Source organism: Pseudomonas sp. UBA1879 (assembly GCF_002338065.1).
In the GTDB taxonomy this organism is placed as follows: Bacteria; Pseudomonadota; Gammaproteobacteria; order Pseudomonadales; family Pseudomonadaceae; genus Aquipseudomonas.
Genome location: NZ_DDHJ01000004.1, coordinates 413,081 through 437,621 on the forward strand (window position 1 = coordinate 413,081; position 24,541 = coordinate 437,621).

Consider the following 24,541-nt stretch of genomic DNA (forward strand, 5'->3'; position numbering starts at 1 on the left):
CTTGGCGCATCTTGCGGGGGATCAACGCGCACTCGCCACCTGCGCCGCAGCAGGTGCCTTGCACTGGGTGTACGTTCCAGGCTCCAGGTAGCGATTGAGAATTGGAGCCATGCCCTTGAGGACTTGCACGGGCAACGCGGAGGTGAACTTGAAGGCTTCGGCCGCGCGCCCCGGCACATAGGCGGTCAGCGTGCCGAAGTGGTTATCGCCGATGTAGAACACGAACGTGGCGGTCCGGTTGATCGCTTTGGAAGCGAGGATACGCCCCCCAGAACCGAAACTTTCAATGCGGTTGTCACCCGTCCCGGTCTTGCCGCCCATGGCCAGCGCCATGCCGCTCTCGGTCTTGAAACTGCCCGAGACACGGCGCGCTGTCCCGGCATCTACCACCTGCGACAATGCCTCGCGCATGGCAGTGGCCACGGCCGAAGGCAAGACGCGTTTGCCCAGTTCGGGGCTGTTGTTGACCAAGGTGTCGTAGGGGGTATCCGCCGCGAAGTGCAGGCTGTCGATGCGCAATACGGGGAGGCGAACCCCGTCGTTCTGAATGATGCCGATCAACTCCGCCAACGCCGCCGGGCGATCCCCCGAGCTGCCAATGGCGGTGGCCAACGACGGCACCAGATGGTCGAACGGGTAGCCCAGTTTCTGCCAGCGCTGGTGAATGTCGAGAAACGCTTCGATCTCCAGCATCGTGCGGATGCGGCTGTCGCGGGCACTTTTGTGACGGCTCTTGAACAACCAGCTATAGACCTCTTGTCGCTCGAAGCGGCTGGCCGCCACGGCGTCCTTGAACTTCGCTTCGGGGTTTTGCAACAGATACCCCACCAGCCACAGGTCGAGCGGGTGAACGCGGGCGATGTAACCCTGATCCGGCAGGTCGAACTTGCCCGGTCCGTAGGCGTAATACAGCTCGTCGAGACGTTTTTCGGTCACCGGCGGCTGGCGCTTGTCGGCCACCGTATGGGCGCGAACGAAGGCGTTGAACGCGCTCTGACTGGCATCCGGCAGCAAGTAGCGATGCACGGCAGCCATGCGACTGGCCGACGGGTGCACGCCGTCGAGGAACGTGTCGAGGCGGTCTTGGGTGGTTTTGTTCTTGTAGCGTTTCCAGAATCGCAGCAAAAAAGACGTGCCTTCGCGGTCGGCGAATTCCGCCAGGTATTCCTGACGCCGGGGGTCGCTGTCATCCTTCATCAGCACTGCGCTGTTGTTCGGCCCCTGATAGGTGACATAGCGCACCAGATCACGCATCAATCGAATGAACGGCAGGTTGATCGACTCTCTCAACGCCTCACGCAGCGTCGGGTTGCGCTCATTGTCTTCGCGCCGAAAATTATTGAAATGATGCATGCCGCCACCGGTGAAAAAGTTCTCGCCGGGGCTCGCCGAGTATTTGCGATCGAGGGCGGCGGCGAGCATTTTCGACAGGTCGCGATCCGCGTTTTGCATCAGGTAATCCAGCCCCCAGCGGCTTAGGCGGTCAGGCTCTTCGACCGGGACTTTCTTCAGCTCGGCGTTGCTCATCGCAGCGTATTTGTCGTGTATCTCCGAGATGATTTGCAGGTACGTGGTCAGCACGCGCATTTTCGCAGTCGAGCCCAATTCCAGCTTGCTACCCTCGTTGATGTCGAACGGCTGATCGGTGCTGTCGGTCTGCACCCGCACCCGAGAACCGTCCACGTCGCGCTCGAACAACGTGAAGCTGTAGCGCACGGCTTGGGTGCTGGTCGGCGTCAACAGATGCTCACCGAGCAGGCCGAGTTTCGCTGCGTATTCCGGGTTGGCGAGCTCACGCAAGTACTGGCCGACGTTGGCTTGCAGGTCATTTTGCAACGTGCTGGTGGCAGACAGATCGAGGCGGTCGAGATCGTACAGCGGGCGATTGAGCATGTTGGACAGACGTGTGCGCGCTACGGTGATGCCTTTGTTGGTTTCGATGGGTTGCACGGTCGGCTGCTGCACCCAGTCGCGATAGGTCACCGTCGCGTTGAGCGCCGCGTCGGCAAGGGGTTGATCGATGACCTTGTTCTGCGCCAGCAGGCGAACGTGGCTGTCAGTCAGGTCAGCCAGTTCCTTGCGCCCCTTGGCCAGATAATGCGACGGCCTGCGTTGTGCGATCACCAGCGACAACACCTCGCGCAATGCCAACCCTTGAGCAGCGAGGGTCTTTGCATCTTTTGCCGCAGACGCCAGCAGCTGATTGGTGCGATCGAAATCGGCGCCGTACCAGACCCGCAGCCCTTCGGCCATACCATGCACTTCGCCATGGCCGGGCACTGCTGACAACGGCACGCTGTTGAGGTAATCGCGCACGACGCGTTGGCGGGCTTCCAATGTCTGCGAACCTGGCTGATAGGCGCGCACACTGGCGGAAATCATCTGACGAATCTTTTCGCTGCCTGACTGAGTCAAGCCGTCCGGCGAGTGGCGATATTTTTCCAGTTGAGTGGCGAGGGTACTGCCGCCCGCCGATTGGCCCGGGATCCCCACGATTTTCGCCACTTGCGACACTGCGGCCTTCAGAAAGCGCGGCCAGTCCACCGCGGGGTTGGCCAACGGCTGGCGAGCGTCCAGAAGGTCGCGGTTTTCGATGAACAGCAGGCTGTTGACCACCACCGGCGGAATCGACGCGAAGGTCGGATAGAGTTGCTGAGGATAGGTGAACTGATACAGCGGCTCGCCCCTGCAATCGGCAATGGTCAGGCCCGATTGGCTTTTCTCTTCATAGGGCACGAAAAATCCACGCTGGACGTAGGCAAGCAGGTCCGGGGAGAAGCGTGATTGCTCGGTGATGCGGTAGTCGCGTTTGAGCAGCCTTGGCAGAAATTCGCCTAGCGAGGAATAGCCCAGACGTTTGTCGAACGGGCCGTCGCCGGGGTAAAGAATCGCATCGCTGGCCCCAGGCTCCATGGTATAGGTGAGGTCGCGGGCCAACCGGGTGAATTCACGGGCCTGGAGCTTCGAACTGCGGACCTCCGACCATGCGGCAAATCCCAGGGTCACCAGTCCCGCCAGCAGCAAAAGCAGCAGCACTCGCCACACATAACGCCAATGGCTCGGGCGTGCCGCTTCTGGAACGTCCCCCTGACTGTCAGCCGTGACCGCAGCCTTCTTCGCATCGGAATGCCACAAAGCGCCCATATCGCTGGCCCGGTTAAACCCGTTAATCGCACCTGACTACAAGCTTAGACGCTGGGCGGGGAGGGGGAAAAATTTGTGAAGGCGAGGACGTTTCAGAGGAGCGACGTGTTTGCGTTTCACACTCCACGGTAGCAGCCAGGCTTGCCGTCGGCAGCGTTAAGAAGGCGCCCCTGCCGGTATCTGTAGGACGTTTCAGAAACACGCTGTTGACTCTTGACGACCCTGAAGTGGGTTGATTACGTCGTTTTAGCGCTCAGAAAGAGATGCCAATCAAAATGACGGGACGTTCAACGATGAAAAAAAAATTATACAAGCTCAATAGTGGGTGTTTCATTGGCGTTGGCTATGAGTACGGCATCAGCTGTTTATCATGATGAAAATTTGATCTCTGACAATCAGCCAATATCAGCGCCTGTCGAGGTCAGTGCTGATAAAGGGGTTGCAAAAAAACTGAGTGATGAACTCCACACCAAAACAGCCACTCTAGAGACCGAAAATACAGTTCACTTCAACAGCTTTGTAGCCGCTCGCGGGCAGAAAATTTTGCTCGCGAATCCAATAAATAGCAATGTACCTCTTCATTGGGAAGTTGAGTATTTCGAAATGGACGAGTGGAAGAAGCTTATCGGCGATTTTAAGGTGTTTGAGGGACTTGAGCCTGGAGCCGAGGTCAAGGCCCGTATTTCTCATAAAAAAGATCAGCCTTACTCAATGCTGCCGTATACATTAGTGTTTGGCTCTCTTCCTGTGCTGAAAGGGTACCGTTTGGATGATCAGGTTGGCATGAAGCGGATTCCGAGCGGCTTTACCCAACCGTCTTTCTTGCCGGTTCAGGGCGTAACCACGGCCCGGCTTGAGGCAAGTTTCACAGATTCTGAGGGGGTGCCATTGAAGGGCGCGGTCGGACGATTTGAATTGAACCTTAGAGAATCTCGGATACGTCCTATCGTTGAATGGCTGGTGAGTGACGTAGCAGGTCAGGTTTCAAAAACTATCAGCTTTGATCGGTGCTATGGCGGGCAGGAGAGTGGAGAAATCAATTATTTCTACGGTCCTGGTACTTGGCGTAGTTATTACTACGTTGGTACGTATCGCTTTGATAACGTGTATTCAGATTCCGTGGTTGAAGCTCCAGTCCAACCAGATCAGGTCTTCGGACATGTGTGCCACCACAGAAAAGTGCGCCGATAAGGAACTGAGGAAATGAACTATATTGTCAGGCAATCGTTGTCGGCCGCCTGGCAATATTGAAACTTTAAACTGTCTCTGAAATGGCGGGCAGAGCGTTGCCCAAGGAGGTGGTTACCTGCTTTTTAAATTCGACCATAGCGTCACCGCTGTTCAGGATTTTACCGAAGTCAATCAACGAACCGATGGAACGGTCCGTTGAATTTAGTGGGCCTGATGCATTTCCCCGCTCTTCCCTCACCAATTGCTTCATGCTGCTTACAAGGTCACTGATCGAAGCGCCAAATCCGTTATATGCACTAAGCAGGTTCGCCAATTCAGATTTTTGTTGGTCTGATAGCTTTCCCGCATTATCAATAATTTCGATTTGCCCGTTTTGGTCTAATCCAAAATCAAAGTGGACGCTGGCAAGCTCTGGATGTGTATTTTTCAGCGCTTCCCTAAAAATTTGAAATTGTAGCCTTAGGCTACTGAGTTCTAGACTCGCCGACGCCTCTTCAGGTGAAAAAGCGAAATACATGGCGCCGTCCATGTCATCTATCTCGGCGTTTGGGGTGAGCCTTTCAGGAGTGGCAACTTCATTTCTCGCCTCCTGGATCAGTTGTTCAGATCCGGCTTGCGCTTTTGGTCCACTGTTCATCGCCTTCCAATCGGGTCGCGTCGAGACGCTTACCATCATTGTCGAAATTTCCATCGTCATTCCCTCGCTGGTTTATCCATACTCCTCGCATAACGGCCGCATGCGAAAAAACTTTGCCTGATAAACCAGTAGGAAATTTCCGAAGCTTTCCCTCGTTGAGAACCCGTTCTCAAACCGGCGCCACCCGCGCCGCTTTCGGAGTGCCCAAACGCTTGTTCAGCTCCAGCCAGTTGGACAACAGCAGCATCAGCCCCAACCCCACCCACGCTGTGATCACGCGCATCTGCCAGGCGTCACCGGCCAAGGCGTTGACGCCGTCGGCCAGCGGCGCGAGCAGTACGCCGAGGCAGAAGATTTCCAGGGAGTAACGGCCCATGCGGCAGGTCTGTTGCGCAGGCCAGTTGTTCAGCCAAGCCTGGGAGGACGGCAGCAGTTTGGCGACGACGTAGACCAGCGCTACGAAATGCAGCAAACGCAAGGGGGACAGGTCGGTCTTGCTGATCGGGTAGATCAGGTCGGTGAAGAATGTGGGCAGCAGGGCGTCGTGAATGGCCGGGAATTTCCACAGAAAGGTGATGGTGCCGGCGATCAGCATGTACACCGCTGCGATCAGGAACAGCGGCTGCTGCCAGACCGGACGAGGGCACGCGGCTGGCACCGTTGGCCGCTGGGTGTACATGGCGAACGCACCGCCGAGCACGAAGATCAATTGCCACGCCACCGGGTTGAAATACCAGTAGCCGCCGCCTTCGTAGGCGCGCAAGTTCCAGCCGAACAGCGGGACCATCATGTACAGGGCGATCGACAGCGCCACCGCGACCGCCGCGTTGCGCAGCATGATCGGCAGGATCAGCGGCAGTGCGCCCATCAGCAGGATGTACAGCGGCAGCGGGTCGGTCAGGTTGGGCTTGAAGCGCAGCAGCAATTCATCCGCCAGGGCTTGCTGAGGATTGCCGACAAAATACTCGAGGCCCATTTCACGGACCATGTCCCGGGTGTCGACGTGATTGTTGGCGACGAACACGATGCCCATCAGCAGCGTCAGCAGAAAAATATGCGCAACGTACAACACCCAGGTGCGACGCAAGATGCGAATGCACGCGACCAGGTAACCGTCACGCTGAGCGACTTTGCCGTAGGCGAGCACAGCGGCGTAACCCGCCAGAAAGACGAAGACTTCCGCTGCATCGCTGAAGCCGAAATTGCGCAGGGTCAGCTGCGCGAAAGGGTTTTCCGGTACGTGATCCCAAAAAATGAAGATCAGCGCCAAGCCTCGAAAGAAGTCGATTCGATGGTCGCGTCCGTTCGTCATGACGGTGAACTCTTGAAAGTCTGTTTAAAGAAGAGGGCCACACCTGGCCTTGGTTCCGCGCCGCCAGAGGGGGCTGATCGGCGGCGCGCAGGGTGGCGGTTTCGGTCATGAATTGCAAAAGGTGGGTATTACAGAATGTCTCCGAAGCAGGGTTGATCACAGGCCCAAACCGCCAGGCAGTGGCACCGCACCCGACAACCGGTCGTGCAATGGGCTGCGGCAGAAGCTTCACTTGAGGGAACGGAGGTTCATGACCTGCCTCGATGTAGGTCTGCAGTGGCCCGTAACGTATCGAACAAGGATGGTCGATCATGACAGCACTGCATGCCATTGCGCGCTACTGCCTGGTGGGGTTGGTCAACACGGGCGTCAATGCATCGGTCTTCTTGCTCTGTCATCTCCTATGGGGCATGTCTCAGGCCGCCAGCAACCTGGTCGGCTTTATCGCAGCGGTCTCGCTGTCCTTCTACCTTAACGCGCGGTTTACCTTCGATAGCTACCGGAGCTGGCGCCGTTATTGGCTGTATTGCGGATTCATGGGGGTCGTCAGCCTGAGCGTCGGGGTGGTGGGCGATGCGCTGAACTGGCAGCCGCTTGTGACCCTCGTGGTTTTCGCGGCGATCAGTCTGGTGCTGGGATACACCTTCGCTCGCCGCGTGGTGTTTCAGGAGCGTGCGCCGTGAAAGTCTCGCTGGTGGTGCCGCTTTACAACGAAGAACGGGCGGTGGGTGTGTTTTATCGGGCCATTCGCAGTGACGCGCAATTGCAGCGGTGGCCTCTCGAAATCGTCTTTGTCGACGACGGCAGTCACGACGCCACCAACCCTATCGTCAAGGGCATCGCCCAGACTGACCCCGACGTCACGCTACTGACCCTCTCGCGAAACTTTGGCAAAGAGGCGGCGCTGTTCGCCGGCCTCGAATACGCAACGGGCGACGCCGTCATTCCAGTGGACGTGGACCTTCAAGACCCGATCAGCGTCATCGCACAACTCATCGAGGCGTGGCGCGACGGTGCGGAGATCGTGTTGGCCAAGCGCCGATATCGTGGCGAGGACAGCCTGTTCAAGCGCTGGTCGGCGGCGCTCTTCTACAAAGTGCTGCGGCGGATTTCAGCGACGCGGATTGACGAGAACGTCGGGGATTTCCGACTGCTGGACCGCAAGGTCGTGGAGGTCATCAAGGGCATGCCCGAGCAGCAAATGTTTATGAAAGGCCTGTTGTCGTGGGCCGGCTTCGACACTGTGACCATCGAATACGACCGCGCTCCCAGGGCGGCTGGCGCTAGCAAATTCAACCTCTGGAAACTGTGGAACCTGGCGCTGGACGGCATTACATCGTTCAGCACGTTGCCGCTGCGGGTGTGGACTTACGTAGGCGCCGTCATTTCCGTGATTGCCCTGATGTATGCGATGTACCTGATGCTCAACTACGCCTTCAACGGCAACCTTGTGCCGGGATATTCATCGTTGATGGTGTCCATGTTGTTCCTGGGGGGAACACAACTGATCGGCATCGGCATCCTCGGCGAGTACATCGGCAGGATTTACCTGGAGAGCAAACATCGTCCGCGGTACGTGATCAAGCACATTTCGAAGCAGCAGTCCTCAGCGCAGGGGCCTGCCTACGACGCATCGGGAGAATCAGATGCGGTTATCTGACATATTCCTCCGAACTCTCAGCCCTCGGGAGCAGCTCAAGGTTTTCGCCATCGCGGTCGCGCTTTTCGTCTTCCCGATCATTCAGGCCGATTACAGCTACTACGACGATGCCGCACGGACGCTGTTTCTTGGCGAGCACCTCTGGCGCTCACAAGGGCGCCTGTTCATGGAACTGGTCCAGACCCTCGTCAGCTTCAACCCGCACCCGATCGATGTGTTCCCATTACCGCTGCTGCTCGTATTGCCGGTGCTGGTCGCCGCACTGGCGTCGCTAAGCAGGCATTACTTCGCACAACCGACCCCGCTGGACACGCTGGTGGTCATGCCGCTGCTGTACACCCCGTTCATCCTCGGCATCCTCAATTACCAGTACGACGGCCCGATGGTCCTCCTGGGGGTGTGTTGCGTGGTGTTTGCGCTGACTTTCGACGCCAAGCATGTGTGGATGAAGTGGGGCGTCATTAGCGTGCTGCTCGCAGCGGCGGCGGGCTTGTACCAGACCACCGTGCAGATGTTCGTCTGCCTCTGCTGCATCGACTGCGTGCGGGCCGCCAATGAAGGCACTTCGCTGAGGAAGCTGGTGCGTGAATTGGCTGCGCGTGTCGGCCAGCTTGCGTCAGGGTTGCTGCTGTACGGCGTCACGGCTTTTCAGTTGTACACCAGCCTTCGGGGAGCTGTCGCCCAACCGGAGGCGGGGTGGGGTGTGTTGCTGCGATGGCGGGCCGAGCATCTGCTTGGCGCCTTTGGCACGTTCGTGAACGATAGCAATCGATGGCTGTTCATCGCTGCGGGGGTTCTGATACTGGCCGGCGTCCTTCAGGTGATCCGGTCGATCGCTTCGGCCAGGGGCCGGCTCGCAGAACGATGGGGGCGGGTGCTGCTCGTTGCGGCGGCGTTGATCGTTGTGTTGATGGCGGTGCCCGGGCCGCTGCTGTTCATTGAAGATTTTTCCCTCGGGCCGCGCACGTTGATCGCTTTTTCGTGCGTCACGGTCCTGGTGTTCTATCTCGCCCGCAACGTGCTTAGGGCCATGCATCCGCTGCTGACCGGCCTGCTGATCATCCCGCTGTTCGGCATGCTGTCCTTCTCATACGCCTACGGCCGGGTGCTGGTCGCGCAAAAGGCCTTCGAGACGTCGGTCGTGTACAGCATCAGCCACGACATCGCGTCCACGCCGGAACTGCGCGCAGTCGAGGATTTCTATCTGCTGCCGTCCAGACCTTACACCTTGTGGGTACCGGGCTCGACGGCCGCGGCCATGGACGCCATGCCGGCGCTCAAATTCATGCTGACCGTTCCGCAAATCACCACCGCCGAGCGCTTGGCGATGACCGGCATCACCAATGTGGCCAGCGCGGCGTGGAAGGAATTTCCGGCGCTGACGCACGGCAACGCCCCGGAACCCGTGATCAACAACCGCTTCTACGACATTGTCCGGGTTGGCAATGTCGGGTTCATTGCGTTGAAAGCCCCTGAAGGCAGCGCGCGGTACAAATACCGTGAGTTCCGGGTGATTGACTGACCCGCCGCCGATCACCCCGCACCGCCTCAGATCTCGTTCGCCTCAAAGCTGTCGGCCCGCGCCATGCGCCACATGCGCGAATAGAAGCTGTCGTCCACGATGCCGTTGAGCAACTGGCCTGGTTTGAGGAAAACGTGGGATTCCGAGAACAGCTTCACCTCCGTGGCGGACTGGCGACGTACCAGATGCTTCGCCTCCAGTTGCGATGGCGAGTCCAGGCCTGCGGCGGCAATCATTTCGGCTAAAGCATGCAGGGTGCTGCGGTGGAAGTTGTACACGCGCTGGGCTTTGTCTGGCACGACCAGGGCTCGCTGGCGCAGCGGATCTTGAGTGGCCACTCCGGTCGGGCATTTGTTGGTGTGGCAGCTCTGGGACTGGATGCAGCCGATGGCGAACATGAAGCCTCGCGCCGAGTTGGCCCAGTCGGCACCGATGGACAATACGCTGGCGATGTCGAACGCGCTGACGATCTTGCCGCTGGCGCCGAGCTTGATCTTGTCGCGCAGGTTTAGGCCCACCAGCGTGTTGTGCACGAACAGCAAACCTTCGCGCATCGGTACGCCCATGTGGTCGGTGAACTCCACCGGCGCCGCGCCAGTGCCGCCTTCGGTGCCGTCGACGACGATGAAGTCGGGCAGGATCCCGGTGTCCATCATGGCCTTGGCGATGCCCATGAATTCCCATGGATGCCCCAGGCAGAATTTGAAGCCCACCGGCTTGCCGCCCGACAGCTCACGTAATTGGGCGATGAACTGCATCAGTTCGAACGGGGTGGAAAACGCGCTGTGACGCGACGGGGAAATGCAGTCTTCGCCCATCGGGATGCCGCGCGTCTCGGCGATTTCTCGGGTGACTTTGTGCTTGGGCAAGATGCCGCCGTGGCCCGGTTTCGCGCCTTGGCTCATCTTGATTTCGATCATCCGCACCTGCGGATCCCGGGCCTGTCTGGCGAATTTTTCAGGATCGAAACGGCCGTCATCGGTGCGGCAACCGAAATAGCCGCTGCCCAATTCCCACGTCAGGTCGCCGCCGTGTTCGCGGTGGTAGGGGCTGATGCTGCCTTCGCCGGTGTCGTGGGCGAAATTGCCCAGCTTGGCGCCCTTGTTCAGCGCGCGAATGGCGTTGGCGCTCAGGGAGCCGAAGCTCATGGCTGAAATATTGAAAATCGACGCCGAGTACGGTTGCGTGCACTGTGGTCCGCCCACCGTCACGCGAAATTGATTCGGGTCGGATAACGGTGCGGGGCGCATCGAGTGGCTGATGAACTCGAACCCTGGCTGATACACATCGATCAATGTGCCAAAGGGCTTATCGGCCGACTCATTCTTGGCGCGGGCGTAAACCAGCGAGCGTTGCGCGCGGGAAAAGGGCAGGGCGTCGCTGTCGGACTCCAGCAAATACTGGCGAATTTCCGGGCGGATGGTTTCCACGGCGTAGCGGATGTTGCCCAGAATCGGGTAATTGCGCCGCACTGAGTGGGGCACCTGAATCAGGTCGAAAATTCCGATCAGGCTGAGCAGGGCGGTGACGAGGGTAAAGGGCCACAGCCATTCGTGGTGCAGAAACGGGAGACTCAAGAGGGTGAACAGCACACAGCCGACAAAGAAAGCGTAACGGCTGAGAAGGGACAGGCTCATGGGCGATCCTTTAGGTCTTTACACGGTGATTGAGGTAGCGCTGTGCCGCGCTTTTTTTTCGGCAAGACGTGCCTCAAGCGCTTTGGGCTTGAAGAAAAATCGAAAACAGCTCGGACTGCGATTTGATCCCCAGTTTGCTGTAGATATGTTTCTTGTGTACGCGCACGGTCTCGGCGGAAATCTCCAATTTGCGTGCAATCTCTTTGCTGGAGCAGCCGCTGAGCATCAGCCGCCCCACGTCCAGTTCCCGCGCTGTCAGTTGCGCACCTCGGCTTTGTTGGACCGACGCTTCCAACTGCGTGCGCCAGTCAGTGGCCGGGAGTTGAGCTGGCTGTGGTGCTTGATCGGACGCGGGTTCAGCCAATTCCAAGGGCAGCCGCTGACGCAACAACGCAATCACCCAAGGCTGAATCATCGACAGCAACGCGATCTGCTCGGCGCTGAAACGCTGTTTCGAACCGAGCGACAGGCACAAAGTGCGATCGCCATCGAGTTGGCAATTGAACTGGATCTCGTCGGCCACGACATTCAGCCGAAAATAGCGCTGGTAGTACTCGGTCAGCTCGAAGTGTTCCGGCGCCACTTCCGCCAGGCGAAACAAGCCGCTTTGCGAGCGCTCGCGGCTGGCGATATAGAACGGGTCGAGCAAGTACAGGCCTTTCAGGTAGTCCTGAAACAGTTGATCGGGGCTGCCGTCCTCGCCGGGGGATTCGGCGAACACCAGCGGACGCTGGCCAGCGCTGAATTGCAGCACCACCCAGCTATCGAAGCTGACGTATTGGTCGAGCAGCCGCACCAGTTGTGCCCAGAAATTCGGCCGGTCCAGCGCTTCGATCAACTGCGCGACCGAGCGATGCCAGGCGATGTCCTGAAGTGCGATGGTCATTGAACTACCCCTATTGGGTTACTACAGCTGCGTAATACCCCGTTACACGTGCTGATGCGCATACTGCCCGCAGAGCCAATGGTCAGGCCAGCATTTTTCGCCGGATCGGCAACGTGACTCGATAGGAGAACCCATGAAGGTCGAATTCGCCCAATTGTCGGGCCAGGACAATGGCACACGCCATAACCTGAACAACGCGCTGAATGCGATTGCCGCCTGCGCGAGCGACACCGCGCTGATCGTATTTCCGGAAACGCACCTGATGGGCTTTCCTTCTTCGGACACCGTTGCCCAGGTCGCCGAGCCGCTGGATGGCCCGACCGTACATGCCGTGCACCAGGCGGCTCGCGAGCGCAACGTTTCGGTGGTCATCGGCATGGCCGAGAACGACGCAGGTCGCTTCTATAACACCACACTGTTGATCACCCCCGAAGGCATCGCCCTGCGATACCGCAAGACTCACCTGTGGGCCTCCGATCGTGGCGTGTTTGCAGCCGGCGACCGATACACCACGTGCCTTTGGAACGGGCTGCGCGTCGGGATGCTGATCTGCTACGACATTGAGTTTCCGGAGTCGGCCCGCGCCCTGGCTCAACTGGGCGCCGAGTTGATCATCGTCACCAACGGCAACATGGACCCTTACGGTCCGACCCACCGCACCGCCATCATGGCCCGCGCCCAGGAAAACCAGGCATTCGCGGTGATGGTCAACCGCGTGGGTGAGGGCGACGACGGCCTGGTGTTCGCCGGGGGCAGCGCATTGGTGGACCCCTTTGGGACCCTGCTGACGGAAGCGGGGCGTGAGGAATGCCAGTTCAGCGCGGAACTTGACCTGACCCGATTGCAGGCGGCCCGTCGTGACTACCAATACCTGAACGATCAACGCCTGCGCTTGCCGGGTGAAGTGGTCCAGCACGCCAGCGGTGTGCGCGAGCTGTTGATTCCTGATCGTTCATAAAAAGCAGCACCTGTCGCGCGCACGTCGCGGTCTGCGCCCGACCCTCCCAACTAAAAGAAACGCCTTTGTTCTGCCGAACTTTTCTCTGCCATAAAACCTATAAATTCGGAGTAGTCGCTCATGGCTCGTTTGCAACGCACCCTTTCATTAGGGTCGGTGGTGCTGTTTGGCATCGCCTACATGACCCCCATCATCGTGCTCGGGACTTTCGGCATCCTCGCCCAGTCCACAGGCGGCATGGTCCCGGCCTCTTACTTCGCGGCATTGGTTGCAATGTTCTTCACCGCCATGAGTTACGCCCGGATGGCGGCGGCGTTTCCCGTTGCAGGTTCGGCCTACAGCTACGTGCGTAAGGCGATCAGCCCCAAGCTGGGTTTCATCGCCGGTTGGGCGGTGTTGCTCGATTACCTGTTCCTGCCGATGGCCATCTGGCTGATCGGGGCGGCGTATCTAGGTTCTGCCTTTCCCTCCGTGCCGCAGCCCATCTGGGTACTGGCGTTCATCGTCATCACCAGCCTGATCAACATCGTGGGCCTGAAACTGGCAAACACCGTCAATGCCTTGCTGATGATCGTGCAGTTTCTGGTGTTGGCGGCATTCGTGGTGCTGTGCATCCACTACATTGGCGGTGACGCCAGCAAACCGCTGTGGAGCCTTACGCCGTTCCTCAACGGTGATATGCAACTGCCGCTGATCATGAGCGGTGCAGCAATCGCCTGCTACTCCTTCCTCGGCTTCGATGCGGTCAGCACATTGACCGAAGAGACCCGGGACCCACGCCGAACCATTCCCAAGGCGATCATGCTTATCACCCTGATCGGTGGCCTGATTTTCGTGGGTGTGTCGTACTTCGTGCAGCTGGCACACCCGTCGGCGCAGTTCGAGAACGTGGACGCTGCGGCTTATGAGATTGCCCGTAACATCGGGGGCGACGTGTTCGTGAGCCTCTTCCTCATCGGCCTGATTGTCGGCCAGTTCGCGTCGGGCCTGTCAGCCCAGGCCAGCGGATCGCGTCTGCTCTATGCCATGGGGCGTGACGGAGTCTTGCCGAAGTCGTTCTTCGCCGGTCTGAGCGAGCGCTTCGGTACGCCGGTCAACAGCATTCTGTTGTGCGCTGTCGTTGCGCTGCTGGCGTTGAAGCTGGACGTGACCACGTCGACCTCCTTCATCAACTTCGGCGCATTCCTGGCATTCAGCCTGGTCAACCTGTCGGTGATCTTCCATTACTGGGTCGCAGGCGAGAAACGCGGCCTGCGGGAGATCGTGCTGTTTCTGGTCTGCCCATTGATCGGTCTGGTGGCCGACCTCTGGCTGATGATCAGTCTGGACAAACTGGCGATCATGCTGGGCGTGAGCTGGTTGGCGCTGGGATGTCTCTACTTGGCCTGGCTGACCGGTGGATTCCGTCGTCAGCCGCCGGAGATGGACTTTCAAGAAGCGGCATGATGAAAAGCGAGGCGCGCTGCAATGGCGCGCCTCCTTGTTTTTGAAGTCTCCTTATCTGGTCGATCGCCGTGATTCATGGTGCGGCCTGCCTCTTAGCCTTCGTCGGGGAGATACTTGCGCGACCGGATGTCTCGGATCGCGGCGTAGATCTCATCTTTTCCTTCATCGGTGCAGCCACGAATGTAGTGCAAGTATTCGTGTTCCTTGCGCGACAGGTTGATATAGCCGAGCTCGCCACACTTGCGCGCAAACGCATCCTGGCCGTTTACCGGCCGTGTCGCGTCGGATGCATCGTGAAGCGCTTCCACCAGAGGCTCCAGCTCTTCAACCAAGACCTTGGTGTCGATCGGGCCGTCAGCATCGTGAATGAAACGCTCCAGATGATTCAGTGCGCTTCGTGCGTCGATTAGCCGCATGTGGCCGGGAAGCGAGAGCTCGTAGCGGTCGATGATGGGCATTGCATAACCTCCTGGTGATTGTGTATTCCATTCCCCGGGGTTGATCGGGGGCGGTGCTTTTGACAGCGGCGCGAACCTTAGCGGCACCGGCAGCCCGGGCAAAGACCAAAGTTGTAACGGTTACAAAAAAATGGCGATTGAACTTTTTGCGATTGTTACTGTATAACGTATTACATGATTTCTTACATTTGGAGAGCGCCATGAAGCCCGATATCCATCCTGAATACCGCCAAGTCCTGTTCCACGACACCGCCGCCGACGTGTTTTTCCTGATTGGTTCAACAGTCGACACTGACCGCACGCAGAAGCACAGCGATGGCAACACCTACCCTTATGTCGCCCTCGACGTGTCCAGCGCTTCGCACCCGATGTACACCGGGCAGCAGCGCAAAACCACGACCGAAGGCCGTATTGCAGGCTTCAACAAGCGCTTTGCTACATTCGGCTCCGGCGCGAAAAAAGATTGATGGCTGCGCACTTTTCGTACGTCGGGCGTCGACTTATCTGACGTTCGACATGCGGAGTTTCTTCAGCTTACGCATCCGCAACATCGGATAGGGCCGTCCCAGCCCGTCCACCTCCGAACGCCCCACCACCTCGAATCCCTGCTTCTCGTAGAACCCCAGCGCCTGAGGGTTTTGTTCGTTGACGTCGAGCTCAGTGACCTGAAAGTGCTCGATGGCATACTCGAGAAGTTTCTTACCCAGCCCCATCCCCCGATACGCCGGGGCGATGAACAGCATCTCCAGTTTGCCCGGCGTGGTGCCACCAAAACCGGTGATCTGCAGCTGGGAGTCGCGTGTGCAGAACAGATTCACGGCGTCCAGGTACTGGGTCTCCAGCAGATTCCTGAGCAACGAGATGTAGTCTTCTGGCAAAAAGTCATGGGTGGCGCGAACTGAGGCTTCCCACACACGGGTCAGTTCGGCGTAGTCGTGCTGTTTAGGCAGATAAATGACCGATTGGTGGGTCATGTCGCCTCGTCTCCTGTTCTTTTCGTTTTCCTGATGTGGAGACGATAGCCAGAAAAAACAAACCCCGCCGTTTGAAGGGCGGGGTTGTCCAGGGAGAGCTTGCGGCTGGATGCCATTCCTGGCGGGAGCTGGCTTGCTGGCGAATGAGGTGTGTCAGTCAACGAATCCGTCACTGATCTACCGCTTTCGCGAGCAAACATACAACACGCACATCTGGCCGTCCGGAATGTCAGACAGGCTCGGCCCAGAGGTCGTACTCGTCGGCATCGATCACACGGCACAGGACCTTGTCGCCTGGCTTGAGATCGCGATCGCTTTCCACGAACACATTGCCGTCGATTTCAGGTGCATCGAAAAACGAGCGGCCGACGAAGCCCTGTTCGTCCACTTCGTCGATCAACACTTCGATTTCCTTGCCGATCTTCATTTGCAGGCGTGCGGCGCTGATGGCCTGCTGGTGCGCCATGAAACGGTCCCAGCGGTCCTGCTTGACGTCCTCCGGCACGATCGGGGCGTCCAGCAAATTGGCAGGCGCACCTTCGACCGGCGAGTACTGGAAGCAGCCCACGCGGTCCAGCTGCGCTTCGGTCAGCCAGTCCAGCAGGTATTGGAAGTCTTCTTCGGTTTCGCCCGGGAAGCCGACGATGAACGTCGAACGGATGATCAGATCCGGGCACTGTTCGCGCCAGTTCTTGATCCGCGCCAGCGTCTTGTCTTCGAAGGCCGGGCGTTTCATCAGCTTGAGGATCTTCGGGCTGGCGTGCTGGAACGGAATGTCCAGGTACGGCAGGATCTTGCCCGCCGCCATCAGCGGAATGATCTCGTCCACGTGCGGGTACGGGTAGACATAGTGCATGCGCACCCAGACGCCCAGCGAGCTCAGGGCTACACACAGTTCGGTCATGCGCGTCTTGACCGGCTGGCCGTTCCAGAAACCGGTGCGGTATTTGACATCGACGCCATAGGCGCTGGTGTCCTGAGAGATGACCAGCAGCTCTTTCACCCCGGCCTTGACCAGACGCTGCGCTTCATCGAGCACATCGCCCACCGGGCGGCTGACCAGCTTGCCGCGCATCGACGGGATGATGCAGAAACTGCAGCTGTGGTTGCAGCCTTCGGAAATTTTCAGGTACGCGTAATGGCGCGGCGTCAACTTGATGCCTTGTGGCGGCACCAAGTCGATCAGCGGGTTGTGGTCGAGCTTGGGCGGCGCGGCGTCATGCACGGCATTGACCACTTGCTCGTATTGCTGCGGACCGGTCACGGCCAGCACGCTCGGGTGTACGTTGCGGATGACGCTCTCGTCCACGCCCATGCAGCCGGTGACGATCACTTTGCCGTTTTCCGCCAGGGCTTCACCGATGGTGTCGAGGGACTCGGCCTTGGCGCTGTCGATGAAGCCGCAGGTGTTGACCACTACGACGTCGGCATCCTCGTAGGTGGGAACGACTTGATAGCCTTCCATCCGCAGCTGAGTGAGGATGCGTTCGGAATCGACCAAAGCCTTCGGGCAACCGAGGCTGACAAAGCCGACCTTGGGGGCGGCAGGCGTGGTGACGATGGACATTGACTAACCTCGGCGTGGATATGCCTGGGCGACTGGCCGAGGCATCGACTGGGCGCTTGGCGCGCCTCTGATCAAAAAGTGCGCAATTCTAGCGATCAGTCCCGCGATTGACCAGCGTTATACCGAGAATTACGACGAGTGCTGCGCTATGCTTCGCGGCGTTGAACCCGGTGGCCCTTGTCGGCCGGGAGAATCGGAATTTACCGGTGCGCGGTGGGTCAATCGGACAGCAGCGTGCCGCGGTGCTCGAGTCATGGTTTCAGGAGTGGTAAATGGGTCACGCAACGAGTCAGGCAGAGGCTGGGCAATCATCGGTCAAACCGTTGAGTTTGCTGGTGGGAGCGGTGGGGGTGGCGTACGGCGATATCGGTACGAGCCCGTTGTACACGATCAAGGAAGTCTTTGTTGGCGGTTATGGCGTGCAGGCGAGCCACGATTCGGTGCTGGGTATTCTCTCGCTGATTTTCTGGGCGCTGGTGTGGGTCGTGTCGTTCAAGTACATGGCCCTGGTACTGCGCGCCGATAACGACGGCGAAGGCGGCATCATGGCCCTGACGGCACTGGCTCGCCGGGCGTCGGCGAAATTCCCGAAGTTGCAGGCGACGATGATTGTCTTCGGCCTGTTCGGCGCGGCGCTGTTTTACGGCGACAGCATGATCACCCCGGCGATCTCGGTATTGTCAGCCGTCGAAGGGATGGAGCTGGCGTTCGACGGCCTGGATCATTGGGTCGTGCCGATTGCCTTGATCGTGCTGGTGGGGCTGTTTCTCATCCAGCGTCACGGCACCGCGCGAATCGGCGTAATGTTCGGGCCGATCATGGTCCTGTGGTTCGTGACACTTGGGGTGCTGGGCATTCATGGCATCGTCCAACAGCCTGAAGTGCTGCACGCGGTCAATCCGGTGTGGGCCGTGCAATTCTTCATTGATCACCCCGGCATCGGCGTTACCGTACTGGGCGCCGTGGTGCTGGCGTTGACCGGTGCGGAAGCCCTGTACGCCGACATGGGCCACTTTGGTCGCAAACCGATCTCCCGTGCCTGGTTTGGCCTGGTACTCCCTGCGCTGGTGCTCAACTATTTCGGCCAGGGCGCGCTGGTGATCGAAGACCCCGAGGCCGTGCGCAACCCCTTTTATCTGTTGGCACCGAGCTGGGCGTTGCTGCCGCTGATCGGCCTGTCGACGCTGGCAACCATTATCGCGTCGCAGGCGGTAATCTCCGGCGCGTTCTCCATGACGCTCCAGGCCATCCAGCTCGGCTACATTCCGCGCATGTACATTCAACACACCTCCAGCGACGCCCAGGGCCAGATCTACATCGGCGCGGTGAACTGGTCGCTGATGGTGGGCGTGATCCTGCTGGTGCTGGGTTTCGAATCCTCCGGCGCATTGGCCTCGGCGTACGGCGTGGCTGTGACTGGCACCATGTTGTGCACGACCATTCTGGTGGCCTCGGTCATGCTTTTGGGCTGGAAATGGCCACCGTTGCTGGCGGTGCCGATCCTGGTGGGTTGCCTGTTCGTCGATGGCCTGTTCTTCGCCGCCAACGTGCCGAAAGTGGTGCAGGGCGGGGCTTTCCCGTTCTTGGCCGGTATCGCGCTGTTCATCCTGATGACCACCTGGAAGCGCGGCAAACAGCTGTTGGTCGACCGCATCGACGAAGGCGGTCTGCCCTTGCCGATCTTCATCAGCAGTATCCGTGTGCAGCCGCCCCATCGTGTGCAGGGCACCGCCGTGTTCCTGACTGCGCGTCCGGACGCAGTGCCTCACGCCTTGCTGCACAACCTGCTGCACAACCAGGTGCTGCACGAACAAGTGGTCCTGTTGACGGTGGTCTATGAAGACGCCCCCAGGGTTCCGGCCGCACAGCGTTTCGAGGTCGAGGCGTACGGCGAAGGCTTCTTCCGCGTGATTCTGCACTTCGGCTTCATCGACGAGCCGGACGTACCGGCAGCGTTGAAGCTGTGCCATCTGCCCGATCTGGACTTCAGCCCGATGCGCACCACGTACTTCCTCAGCCGAGAGACCGTGGTGTCGACCAAACTGGCCGGGATGGCCCGCTGGCGCGAAGGTTTGTTCGCCTTCATGCTGAAAAACGCCAATGGCAACCTGCGCTTCTTCAAGCTGCCGTACAACCGGGTGATTGAGTTAGGGACGCAGGTGGAGATGTAAATCGCGAACGAGGCGCTGCGCTTTTGATTCTGGCCGGAGACCGTAGGCGCGCAGCGTGCTCGCGATCGGCGACGCAGTCGTGTCGTAAAACCATGCGGCACCGAGACGCCTGACACAGCGTATCCACCGATTGACTGGCGCCTCGCAACAGATCGCCCGATCGCGGTCCGCAGCAAGCTGGAAACCTACGCCCTCCGGGCAGAAGCTCACAGGGATAAAAAATCCCCGCAATCTTACGAGTGCGGGGATTTTTTGTGGCCAGAGATTCAGTCGGCGTTAGCTGACTCGGGTGCTTCCTTGCCTTTCCACTTGTCGATGACCGCGATCAGGCGTTTGGCGAGGGAAGGGTAGTTCTCGTCGAAGTGGTGGCCGCCGGGGAGCTGTATTTTCTCGCCTGGGGCAGTGGCTTCGGTACAGCCGCTTTCGTCTTTTTCTTCCACGCCGTAGACACACAGCACCTTGTCACCCGGCAACTTGGCCATTTCCGGGCCGGTGGCGGCTTCTTTGCCGGAGGCGCCGAGCCAGCCTTCGACGGCAATTTCGAAGCTGCCGCTGCGGGCGAAGGCGAGGAGGATGATGCCATCCACGCGTGCTCGGTCGTCTTCCGGCAGACGGTTGTAGATGGCGGGCAGCACGTCGGCGCCGAACGAATAGCCGGCGAGCACGAAATGCTTGGCGCCCCACTTCTGCCGATAGTGGGCCATTAGCTCACTCAAGTCAGTGGCGGTCTGCTCAGGGGATTTGTGTTCCCAGTAGTAGCGCAACGTGTCGATACCGACCACCGGGTAGCCGCCCGACTTGGCCATGTCCCCTGCAACGTCCTTGTCCAGGTCACGCCAGCCACCGTCCCCCGAGAGGAACAGCGTGACCGTGTCGGAAGGCTGGCTCGACGGTACTTCGACCACGGGGATGTTCAGGCCGCCGCTGGCGTCGTCGGCAATCAGCAGATGGCGGACTTCGGTGTTCAGGATCTGCGGGTATTTGATGTCGTAGTCACTGATTTTGGTTTCCGCATTCGGTGTGTCGCGAACGAACACTGCGGTTTCGTCGTCAGGGCCATCGTTCCACGCCACGGTCCACTTGCCGTGGGCAGCGGCTTTTGGCGGCGGGACTTTGCAATCAGGCTGATTGAGCACGAAGTTCACCGAGATGGCCTGGGCCTTGTCGTTGTTCTGGTGGGCCAGCCAGTCCCAGGCCACTGAACCCCCGGCGCTGATCCCGGCGACGACGTCCGGTGCGCCGTCGAGCTTCTGCAGCGCGGCGTTGAAGGCCTTCTCCTGCAGCTGGCAATCGTCTTTGGGCAGAACGACCTGAATGACCTGAGCCGAGGCGTCGTAGCTCAGGGCGAGGACCTGTTTCTCAGTCATCGCGTCTTCAGTGGTCACGGCCAGGGCAACGCGGGTTTTGACCTTGGTGGACGGCGTCGCGCGAATCAATGCCGAACCATCGTCGAGTGTGATGCGTTCCAAGGTCGGTTGAGCCGGGGGGCGGTTCCATAGCCAGAAACCCAATGCCACCACCAGAATTACCAGGGCTGCGAGCAAAAAGCGCCAGTAGCGTTGAATCATCAGCGTTTCACCAATCCAGTCAGGCCACCCGCGATGAGGGCAGCGGTGTCTGCCAGTGCCACCAAAGGATCAAGTCCCGCGGGCACTGCCATATAACGAGGTTCCCAGTCAGGCTGGAATTTGTCTTTGAAACGACGCAGGCCCTGGAAGTTGTAGAGCTGCTCGCCTCGACTGAACACCATCGAACCCAGACGCTGGGTCAGCGGTGCGCCACGTCGTGGCTGCAGACCTGACAACGGCACCATCCCCAGGCTGAAGCGGGCGTAGCCTTCCTTCTTATAATGCAGAATCAGCCCGACCATCATGAACTCCATGGTCAACTTGGGAGCGTCTGGGTGCGAGCGCATCAGATCCAGACTCGCCAGATCATGCCGTGACGTTTCCAGCAGGTTCGAAAACGCGACCGGTTTGCCCTGGAAATGAACGATGGCGATGCGGAAGTGCTTGAGGTAATCCAGACTGAAACGCCCCAGTGAGAAGCCTTTCTCACGCACGTTCTTACCGGTCAGCCAGGCATCGGAAATCACTCTCAGCTCGTCCATCGGCGCCTGACCGACTTCGTAGATTTCCAGTGACAGACCGTCGCGACCACCCCGGTTCCAGGTGTAGCGCAGGTCTTTCATCTCCTTGCCTTTGGCTTCGATGTCAAACGCGTGCAGGTTGACGCGCGCCTCTTCCCCCAGCTTGATCGCGGTCAAACCGATATCCATGTAGAACGGCAGGTTTTCGGCGCGCACCTGATAGAACACTGGGCGGGCGTGGTGCACGTCGCACAGGTCGCGGAATTGCCAGATCAGCTCGGCGCGTTGTTGGGTCGGACCGATGGGGTCGTACAAGGCGACCAGACTGCGGCCGCGGTGGGCGTACATCAGAAATGCATTGCCGTCAGGGTGCAGCAGCACAGCCTTGTCGCCCGTCAGGACCAAACCGCCGTCCGGCTGATTGGACGCTTTGATGATCTCGGCAGCCTTGGCCAGTTGTGCTTCATCCGGCAGCACGATCTGTGGACGCGCCGTGCGCAGCAGCCATGTCAGCGAGACGATCACCAGCAACACGGCGCTGCCAAGCGCCGAACGCAAGCCCCGCGGGGCGTCGGCGTCCAGTGTGAACTGCCACCACAATTGATGGCTGTAAGGCACGTCCTGATAGGCGAACAGCAACAGCCAGAACGAGGCGCCCAGGACACAGATGCTGGCGACCAGATACAGGGGCGAGAACGGCAACTCAAACAGTCGGCTCGGGCGGTAAAACGAGCGACGGAAAATGGCCAGCAGGCATGCAGTGAGCAGCAGCAGGCTAGCCTCTTCCCAGTCAAACCCCTTGAGAATCGAGAGAATAGAGCCGACGAACAGCAAAATGGTGGTCAGCATCCAGGCCGCCGACAGACGTCGCCGCAGACCTTGCGCAAGCAACAGGCAGAGCACGCCGATCAGACTGGCGCCAAAGTGAGAGGCATCGATCAGCCGATGTGGAATCAGAAAGCCCAGGCTCTCAAGGCGCGTGTCGATTTCCGGCGTAGCCCCTGAAAACAGCAGCACGACGCCAGAAAGAAATACCAGCAATGCCAGGATCGGCGCGCCAAGACCCGACGCAACCCGCATGGCCTGACGCGCGAACAGAAAGCGCTTGGCTTCGCTGAACAGCAACACCAGACACGCCACCAATAGCGGCAAGACCACGTAGATCAGCCGATAAAGCAACAGCGCAGCCGCGAGCGGAGCCGCGCCCAGTTCATCGGCGAAGGCGGTGAGCAGAATGGCTTCGAAAACACCCACACCTCCTGGAACGTGGCTGAGCACGCCGGCGGCCAGAGCCAGCAGGTAAACCAGCAAAAAGGCACCGAAAGGCGGCGCGGACGGCAGCAGCAAATAAAGCACTGCGGCCGCTGCAGCAACGTCCAGCGCCGTGATCACCAGTTGCATCAGCGTCAGACGCAAACCCGGTAAGCGCAGGGTCCGGCGACCGGCGCGGACCAGCAGATTGTGCGGAATCGTCTGCTCAGGCAGCCGACGGCGATACACCGCAAAGCCGATGATCAGGCTCAGTGCCAAGACCGCCACGGCAATGGTCGCCAGCACCGGAACCGACAAATGCAGCGCGAGCGATGCAGCGGGTAAATCGCTTAGGGTTGCCAGGGCCGCCAACGGGGGAAGGGCGCATCCCAATGAAAGGCTGGCGAACAGCGTCATGTGGGCCACTTCGCCTGCGCCCAGGCCTAGCCGGGAATACAGGCGATAGCGCACGGAGCCGCCGGACAACATCGACAGGCCGACTGCGTTGCCAATCGCAAACGCGCAGAAGCCTCCCATCACCAAGGACTTGGGCGGCAGTTCAACGTTAGCGTATTTGCTGGCTGACCATTCGTAGCCCAGCAGGATGGTGAAACCTATTACCGTGGCCAGAACCGCACCCGCCAAGGAAGGCATAGGCACGCTCAGAAGCGAGTCTTGCAGAGCGTAGATATCGAGTTCGGTCAGCATGTGCCGACAGGCAATCAGCGCAAGGGCGAACAGAAGAATGGTGGCGGCCAACCCAATAGGCTGACGATATTTGCTCACCATTTCGCGTACACGCAGTCGGGCAGGAGGAGCCTGAGGGGTTTCCGGAACTGCTTCGTTTGAGTCGGACGGGTTGGCGCGCATCAATCACTCCTTGGATCGTGCGCGACAGAATGGGGGTATACAGCCAAGTTACCAATCCCTACGCAAAAAATAATTCAGGATGTTAGCGCTTCAACGTCTAACGGGCGAATACGGCAGCTGTGTCTCGAGACCCATGGGGCTCGTTTCGGTTTGTCCGACTATGTATCGGCAACGCCTGCGAAATCTGTCGCGGATCGAAACATACGGTAGCAACTCGGCAGTGACCCATGGGCGGTGACAACGGCATGTGACAAGCAATTATCCAGGCTGTTCGGGGCTTTTCGTCAGGGCAAAAAAAAGGCCACTCTTTCGAGTAGCCTTCTTTAAACGTTGGTTGCGGGAGCCGGATTTGAACCGACGACCTTCGGGTTATGAGCCCGACGAGCTACCAGACTGCTCCATCCCGCGTCTGTGAGGCGGCATTCTACAGCCGAACGGCAAGGTGTCAACCTTTAAACCTAAGGATCGACAAAATAACCACGTTCCTGTCGCTGGTTTGCCTAAGTCGCAGTCGGACAAGGCTTTTCTCGACAGCGCTGCGCGGCAGGGGCCATCCTTCATGAAAGATGTTTCACTTAGATGAAAATGCATTCCGTTTTCTGACGCGCACAAAAAAGCCACTCTGTTGAGTGGCTTTTTCGATGTTTGGTTGCGGGAGCCGGATTTGAACCGACGACCTTCGGGTTATGAGCCCGACGAGCTACCAGACTGCTCCATCCCGCGTCTGTGAGGCGGCATTCTACAGAGACACGGGAAAGTGTCAAGCTT

Annotated in this window: 18 protein-coding genes and 2 tRNA genes; 8 read left to right on the forward strand and 12 right to left on the reverse strand. The window is 59.2% G+C overall.

Annotated features, from left to right (window positions below; genetic code table 11):
* Nucleotides 1-21 precede the first annotated feature (21 nt).
* Complete coding sequence (locus tag B3N48_RS05010) at nt 22-3,144, reverse strand: transglycosylase domain-containing protein (protein ID WP_296180225.1); 3,123 nt, start codon at nt 3,142-3,144, stop codon at nt 22-24.
* A gap of 345 nt (nt 3,145-3,489) precedes the next feature.
* Here B3N48_RS05010 and B3N48_RS05015 point away from each other — a divergent pair, with 345 nt between their 5' ends.
* Nucleotides 3,490-4,335: a hypothetical protein gene (locus B3N48_RS05015; RefSeq protein WP_296180228.1), complete on the forward strand. Its 846-nt coding sequence runs from the start codon at nt 3,490-3,492 to the stop codon at nt 4,333-4,335.
* A gap of 64 nt (nt 4,336-4,399) precedes the next feature.
* Here B3N48_RS05015 and B3N48_RS05020 read toward each other — a convergent pair whose 3' ends face one another.
* A complete protein-coding gene (locus B3N48_RS05020) occupies nt 4,400-5,026 on the reverse strand; it encodes a hypothetical protein (RefSeq protein ID WP_296180229.1) in 627 nt (208 codons plus the stop codon).
* 115 nt (nt 5,027-5,141) lie between these two features.
* Complete coding sequence (locus B3N48_RS05025; RefSeq protein ID WP_296180231.1) at nt 5,142-6,284, reverse strand: OpgC domain-containing protein; 1,143 nt, start codon at nt 6,282-6,284, stop codon at nt 5,142-5,144.
* A 311-nt stretch (nt 6,285-6,595) separates the two neighbouring features.
* Between B3N48_RS05025 and B3N48_RS05030 the strand changes: the two genes are divergently transcribed.
* From B3N48_RS05030 to B3N48_RS05040, 3 genes are read left to right on the forward strand one after another with little or no spacing between them, the layout of a single operon-like run.
* Entirely contained in the window at nt 6,596-6,967 is a 372-nt protein-coding gene (locus B3N48_RS05030; protein ID WP_296180232.1) for a GtrA family protein, read from the forward strand.
* Nucleotides 6,964-7,944 (forward strand): glycosyltransferase family 2 protein, encoded by a 981-nt coding sequence (locus B3N48_RS05035; protein WP_296180234.1) that lies wholly within the window; start codon nt 6,964-6,966, stop codon nt 7,942-7,944. Before B3N48_RS05030 ends, B3N48_RS05035 begins: the two co-directional genes overlap by 4 nt.
* On the forward strand, nt 7,931-9,466 hold the full coding sequence (locus tag B3N48_RS05040) for a glucosyltransferase domain-containing protein (RefSeq protein WP_296180237.1): 1,536 nt from the start codon (nt 7,931-7,933) through the stop codon (nt 9,464-9,466). Before B3N48_RS05035 ends, B3N48_RS05040 begins: the two co-directional genes overlap by 14 nt.
* 26 nt (nt 9,467-9,492) lie before the next feature.
* Here the strand turns inward: B3N48_RS05040 and B3N48_RS05045 are convergent, their stop codons facing one another.
* Together B3N48_RS05045 and B3N48_RS05050 are read right to left on the reverse strand one after the other, a co-directional pair.
* Complete coding sequence (locus tag B3N48_RS05045) at nt 9,493-11,103, reverse strand: FMN-binding glutamate synthase family protein (protein ID WP_296180239.1); 1,611 nt, start codon at nt 11,101-11,103, stop codon at nt 9,493-9,495.
* 73 nt (nt 11,104-11,176) lie between these two features.
* The gene (locus B3N48_RS05050; RefSeq protein ID WP_296180240.1) at nt 11,177-11,989 is read right to left on the reverse strand and encodes a helix-turn-helix transcriptional regulator; all 813 of its coding nucleotides are present in this window, start codon (nt 11,987-11,989) and stop codon (nt 11,177-11,179) included.
* Between the two features lie 133 nt (nt 11,990-12,122).
* Here B3N48_RS05050 and B3N48_RS05055 point away from each other — a divergent pair, with 133 nt between their 5' ends.
* Together B3N48_RS05055 and B3N48_RS05060 are read left to right on the forward strand one after the other, a co-directional pair.
* Entirely contained in the window at nt 12,123-12,947 is an 825-nt protein-coding gene (locus tag B3N48_RS05055) for a carbon-nitrogen hydrolase family protein (protein WP_296180243.1), read from the forward strand.
* Nucleotides 12,948-13,067: 120 nt separating this feature from the next.
* Entirely contained in the window at nt 13,068-14,393 is a 1,326-nt protein-coding gene (locus B3N48_RS05060; protein WP_296180245.1) for an APC family permease, read from the forward strand.
* A 92-nt stretch (nt 14,394-14,485) separates the two neighbouring features.
* Here B3N48_RS05060 and B3N48_RS05065 read toward each other — a convergent pair whose 3' ends face one another.
* The gene (locus B3N48_RS05065) at nt 14,486-14,851 is read right to left on the reverse strand and encodes a hypothetical protein (protein WP_296180246.1); all 366 of its coding nucleotides are present in this window, start codon (nt 14,849-14,851) and stop codon (nt 14,486-14,488) included.
* 200 nt (nt 14,852-15,051) lie between these two features.
* Here B3N48_RS05065 and B3N48_RS05070 point away from each other — a divergent pair, with 200 nt between their 5' ends.
* Nucleotides 15,052-15,318, forward strand: a complete 267-nt coding sequence (locus tag B3N48_RS05070; RefSeq protein ID WP_296180248.1) for a type B 50S ribosomal protein L31 — start codon at nt 15,052-15,054, stop codon at nt 15,316-15,318.
* 33 nt (nt 15,319-15,351) lie between these two features.
* Here the strand turns inward: B3N48_RS05070 and B3N48_RS05075 are convergent, their stop codons facing one another.
* A complete protein-coding gene (locus B3N48_RS05075; RefSeq protein WP_296180251.1) occupies nt 15,352-15,825 on the reverse strand; it encodes a GNAT family N-acetyltransferase in 474 nt (157 codons plus the stop codon).
* Between the two features lie 229 nt (nt 15,826-16,054).
* On the reverse strand, nt 16,055-17,392 hold the full coding sequence (rimO, locus tag B3N48_RS05080) for a 30S ribosomal protein S12 methylthiotransferase RimO (RefSeq protein ID WP_296180254.1): 1,338 nt from the start codon (nt 17,390-17,392) through the stop codon (nt 16,055-16,057).
* 272 nt (nt 17,393-17,664) lie between these two features.
* Here rimO and B3N48_RS05085 point away from each other — a divergent pair, with 272 nt between their 5' ends.
* Complete coding sequence (locus B3N48_RS05085) at nt 17,665-19,563, forward strand: potassium transporter Kup (RefSeq protein WP_296180258.1); 1,899 nt, start codon at nt 17,665-17,667, stop codon at nt 19,561-19,563.
* Between the two features lie 266 nt (nt 19,564-19,829).
* Here the strand turns inward: B3N48_RS05085 and B3N48_RS05090 are convergent, their stop codons facing one another.
* The 4 genes from B3N48_RS05090 to B3N48_RS05105 all read right to left on the reverse strand — a co-directional run bounded on the left by B3N48_RS05090 (nt 19,830) and on the right by B3N48_RS05105 (nt 24,496).
* The gene (locus B3N48_RS05090) at nt 19,830-21,131 is read right to left on the reverse strand and encodes a virulence factor family protein (protein ID WP_296180261.1); all 1,302 of its coding nucleotides are present in this window, start codon (nt 21,129-21,131) and stop codon (nt 19,830-19,832) included.
* Nucleotides 21,131-23,773, reverse strand: coding sequence for a bifunctional lysylphosphatidylglycerol flippase/synthetase MprF (gene mprF, locus B3N48_RS05095; RefSeq protein ID WP_296180266.1), 2,643 nt, complete (start codon nt 23,771-23,773; stop codon nt 21,131-21,133). The genes B3N48_RS05090 and mprF overlap by 1 nt, the downstream gene beginning before the upstream one ends.
* Nucleotides 23,774-24,104: 331 nt before the next feature.
* A tRNA-Met gene (locus B3N48_RS05100) sits at nt 24,105-24,181 on the reverse strand.
* A gap of 238 nt (nt 24,182-24,419) precedes the next feature.
* Nucleotides 24,420-24,496: transfer RNA gene (locus tag B3N48_RS05105), tRNA-Met, on the reverse strand.
* Nucleotides 24,497-24,541: the final 45 nt, after the last annotated feature.

What these genes read in the sequence shown, in the direction of transcription:
- B3N48_RS05060 (WP_296180245.1), top strand. Translation starts at nt 13,068, where the DNA reads ATGGCTCGTTTGCAACGCACCCTTTCATTAGGGTCGGTGGTGCTGTTT.
- B3N48_RS05075 (WP_296180251.1), bottom strand. Translation starts at nt 15,825, where the DNA reads ATGACCCACCAATCGGTCATTTATCTGCCTAAACAGCACGACTACGCC.
- B3N48_RS05050 (WP_296180240.1), bottom strand. Translation starts at nt 11,989, where the DNA reads ATGACCATCGCACTTCAGGACATCGCCTGGCATCGCTCGGTCGCGCAG.
- B3N48_RS05070 (WP_296180248.1), top strand. Translation starts at nt 15,052, where the DNA reads ATGAAGCCCGATATCCATCCTGAATACCGCCAAGTCCTGTTCCACGAC.
- B3N48_RS05085 (WP_296180258.1), top strand. Translation starts at nt 17,665, where the DNA reads ATGGGTCACGCAACGAGTCAGGCAGAGGCTGGGCAATCATCGGTCAAA.
- B3N48_RS05025 (WP_296180231.1), bottom strand. Translation starts at nt 6,284, where the DNA reads ATGACGAACGGACGCGACCATCGAATCGACTTCTTTCGAGGCTTGGCG.
- B3N48_RS05030 (WP_296180232.1), top strand. Translation starts at nt 6,596, where the DNA reads ATGACAGCACTGCATGCCATTGCGCGCTACTGCCTGGTGGGGTTGGTC.
- B3N48_RS05020 (WP_296180229.1), bottom strand. Translation starts at nt 5,026, where the DNA reads ATGGAAATTTCGACAATGATGGTAAGCGTCTCGACGCGACCCGATTGG.
- mprF (WP_296180266.1), bottom strand. Translation starts at nt 23,773, where the DNA reads ATGCGCGCCAACCCGTCCGACTCAAACGAAGCAGTTCCGGAAACCCCT.
- B3N48_RS05045 (WP_296180239.1), bottom strand. Translation starts at nt 11,103, where the DNA reads ATGAGCCTGTCCCTTCTCAGCCGTTACGCTTTCTTTGTCGGCTGTGTG.
- B3N48_RS05040 (WP_296180237.1), top strand. Translation starts at nt 7,931, where the DNA reads ATGCGGTTATCTGACATATTCCTCCGAACTCTCAGCCCTCGGGAGCAG.
- rimO (WP_296180254.1), bottom strand. Translation starts at nt 17,392, where the DNA reads ATGTCCATCGTCACCACGCCTGCCGCCCCCAAGGTCGGCTTTGTCAGC.
- B3N48_RS05065 (WP_296180246.1), bottom strand. Translation starts at nt 14,851, where the DNA reads ATGCCCATCATCGACCGCTACGAGCTCTCGCTTCCCGGCCACATGCGG.
- B3N48_RS05010 (WP_296180225.1), bottom strand. Translation starts at nt 3,144, where the DNA reads ATGGGCGCTTTGTGGCATTCCGATGCGAAGAAGGCTGCGGTCACGGCT.
- B3N48_RS05055 (WP_296180243.1), top strand. Translation starts at nt 12,123, where the DNA reads ATGAAGGTCGAATTCGCCCAATTGTCGGGCCAGGACAATGGCACACGC.
- B3N48_RS05015 (WP_296180228.1), top strand. Translation starts at nt 3,490, where the DNA reads ATGAGTACGGCATCAGCTGTTTATCATGATGAAAATTTGATCTCTGAC.
- B3N48_RS05090 (WP_296180261.1), bottom strand. Translation starts at nt 21,131, where the DNA reads ATGATTCAACGCTACTGGCGCTTTTTGCTCGCAGCCCTGGTAATTCTG.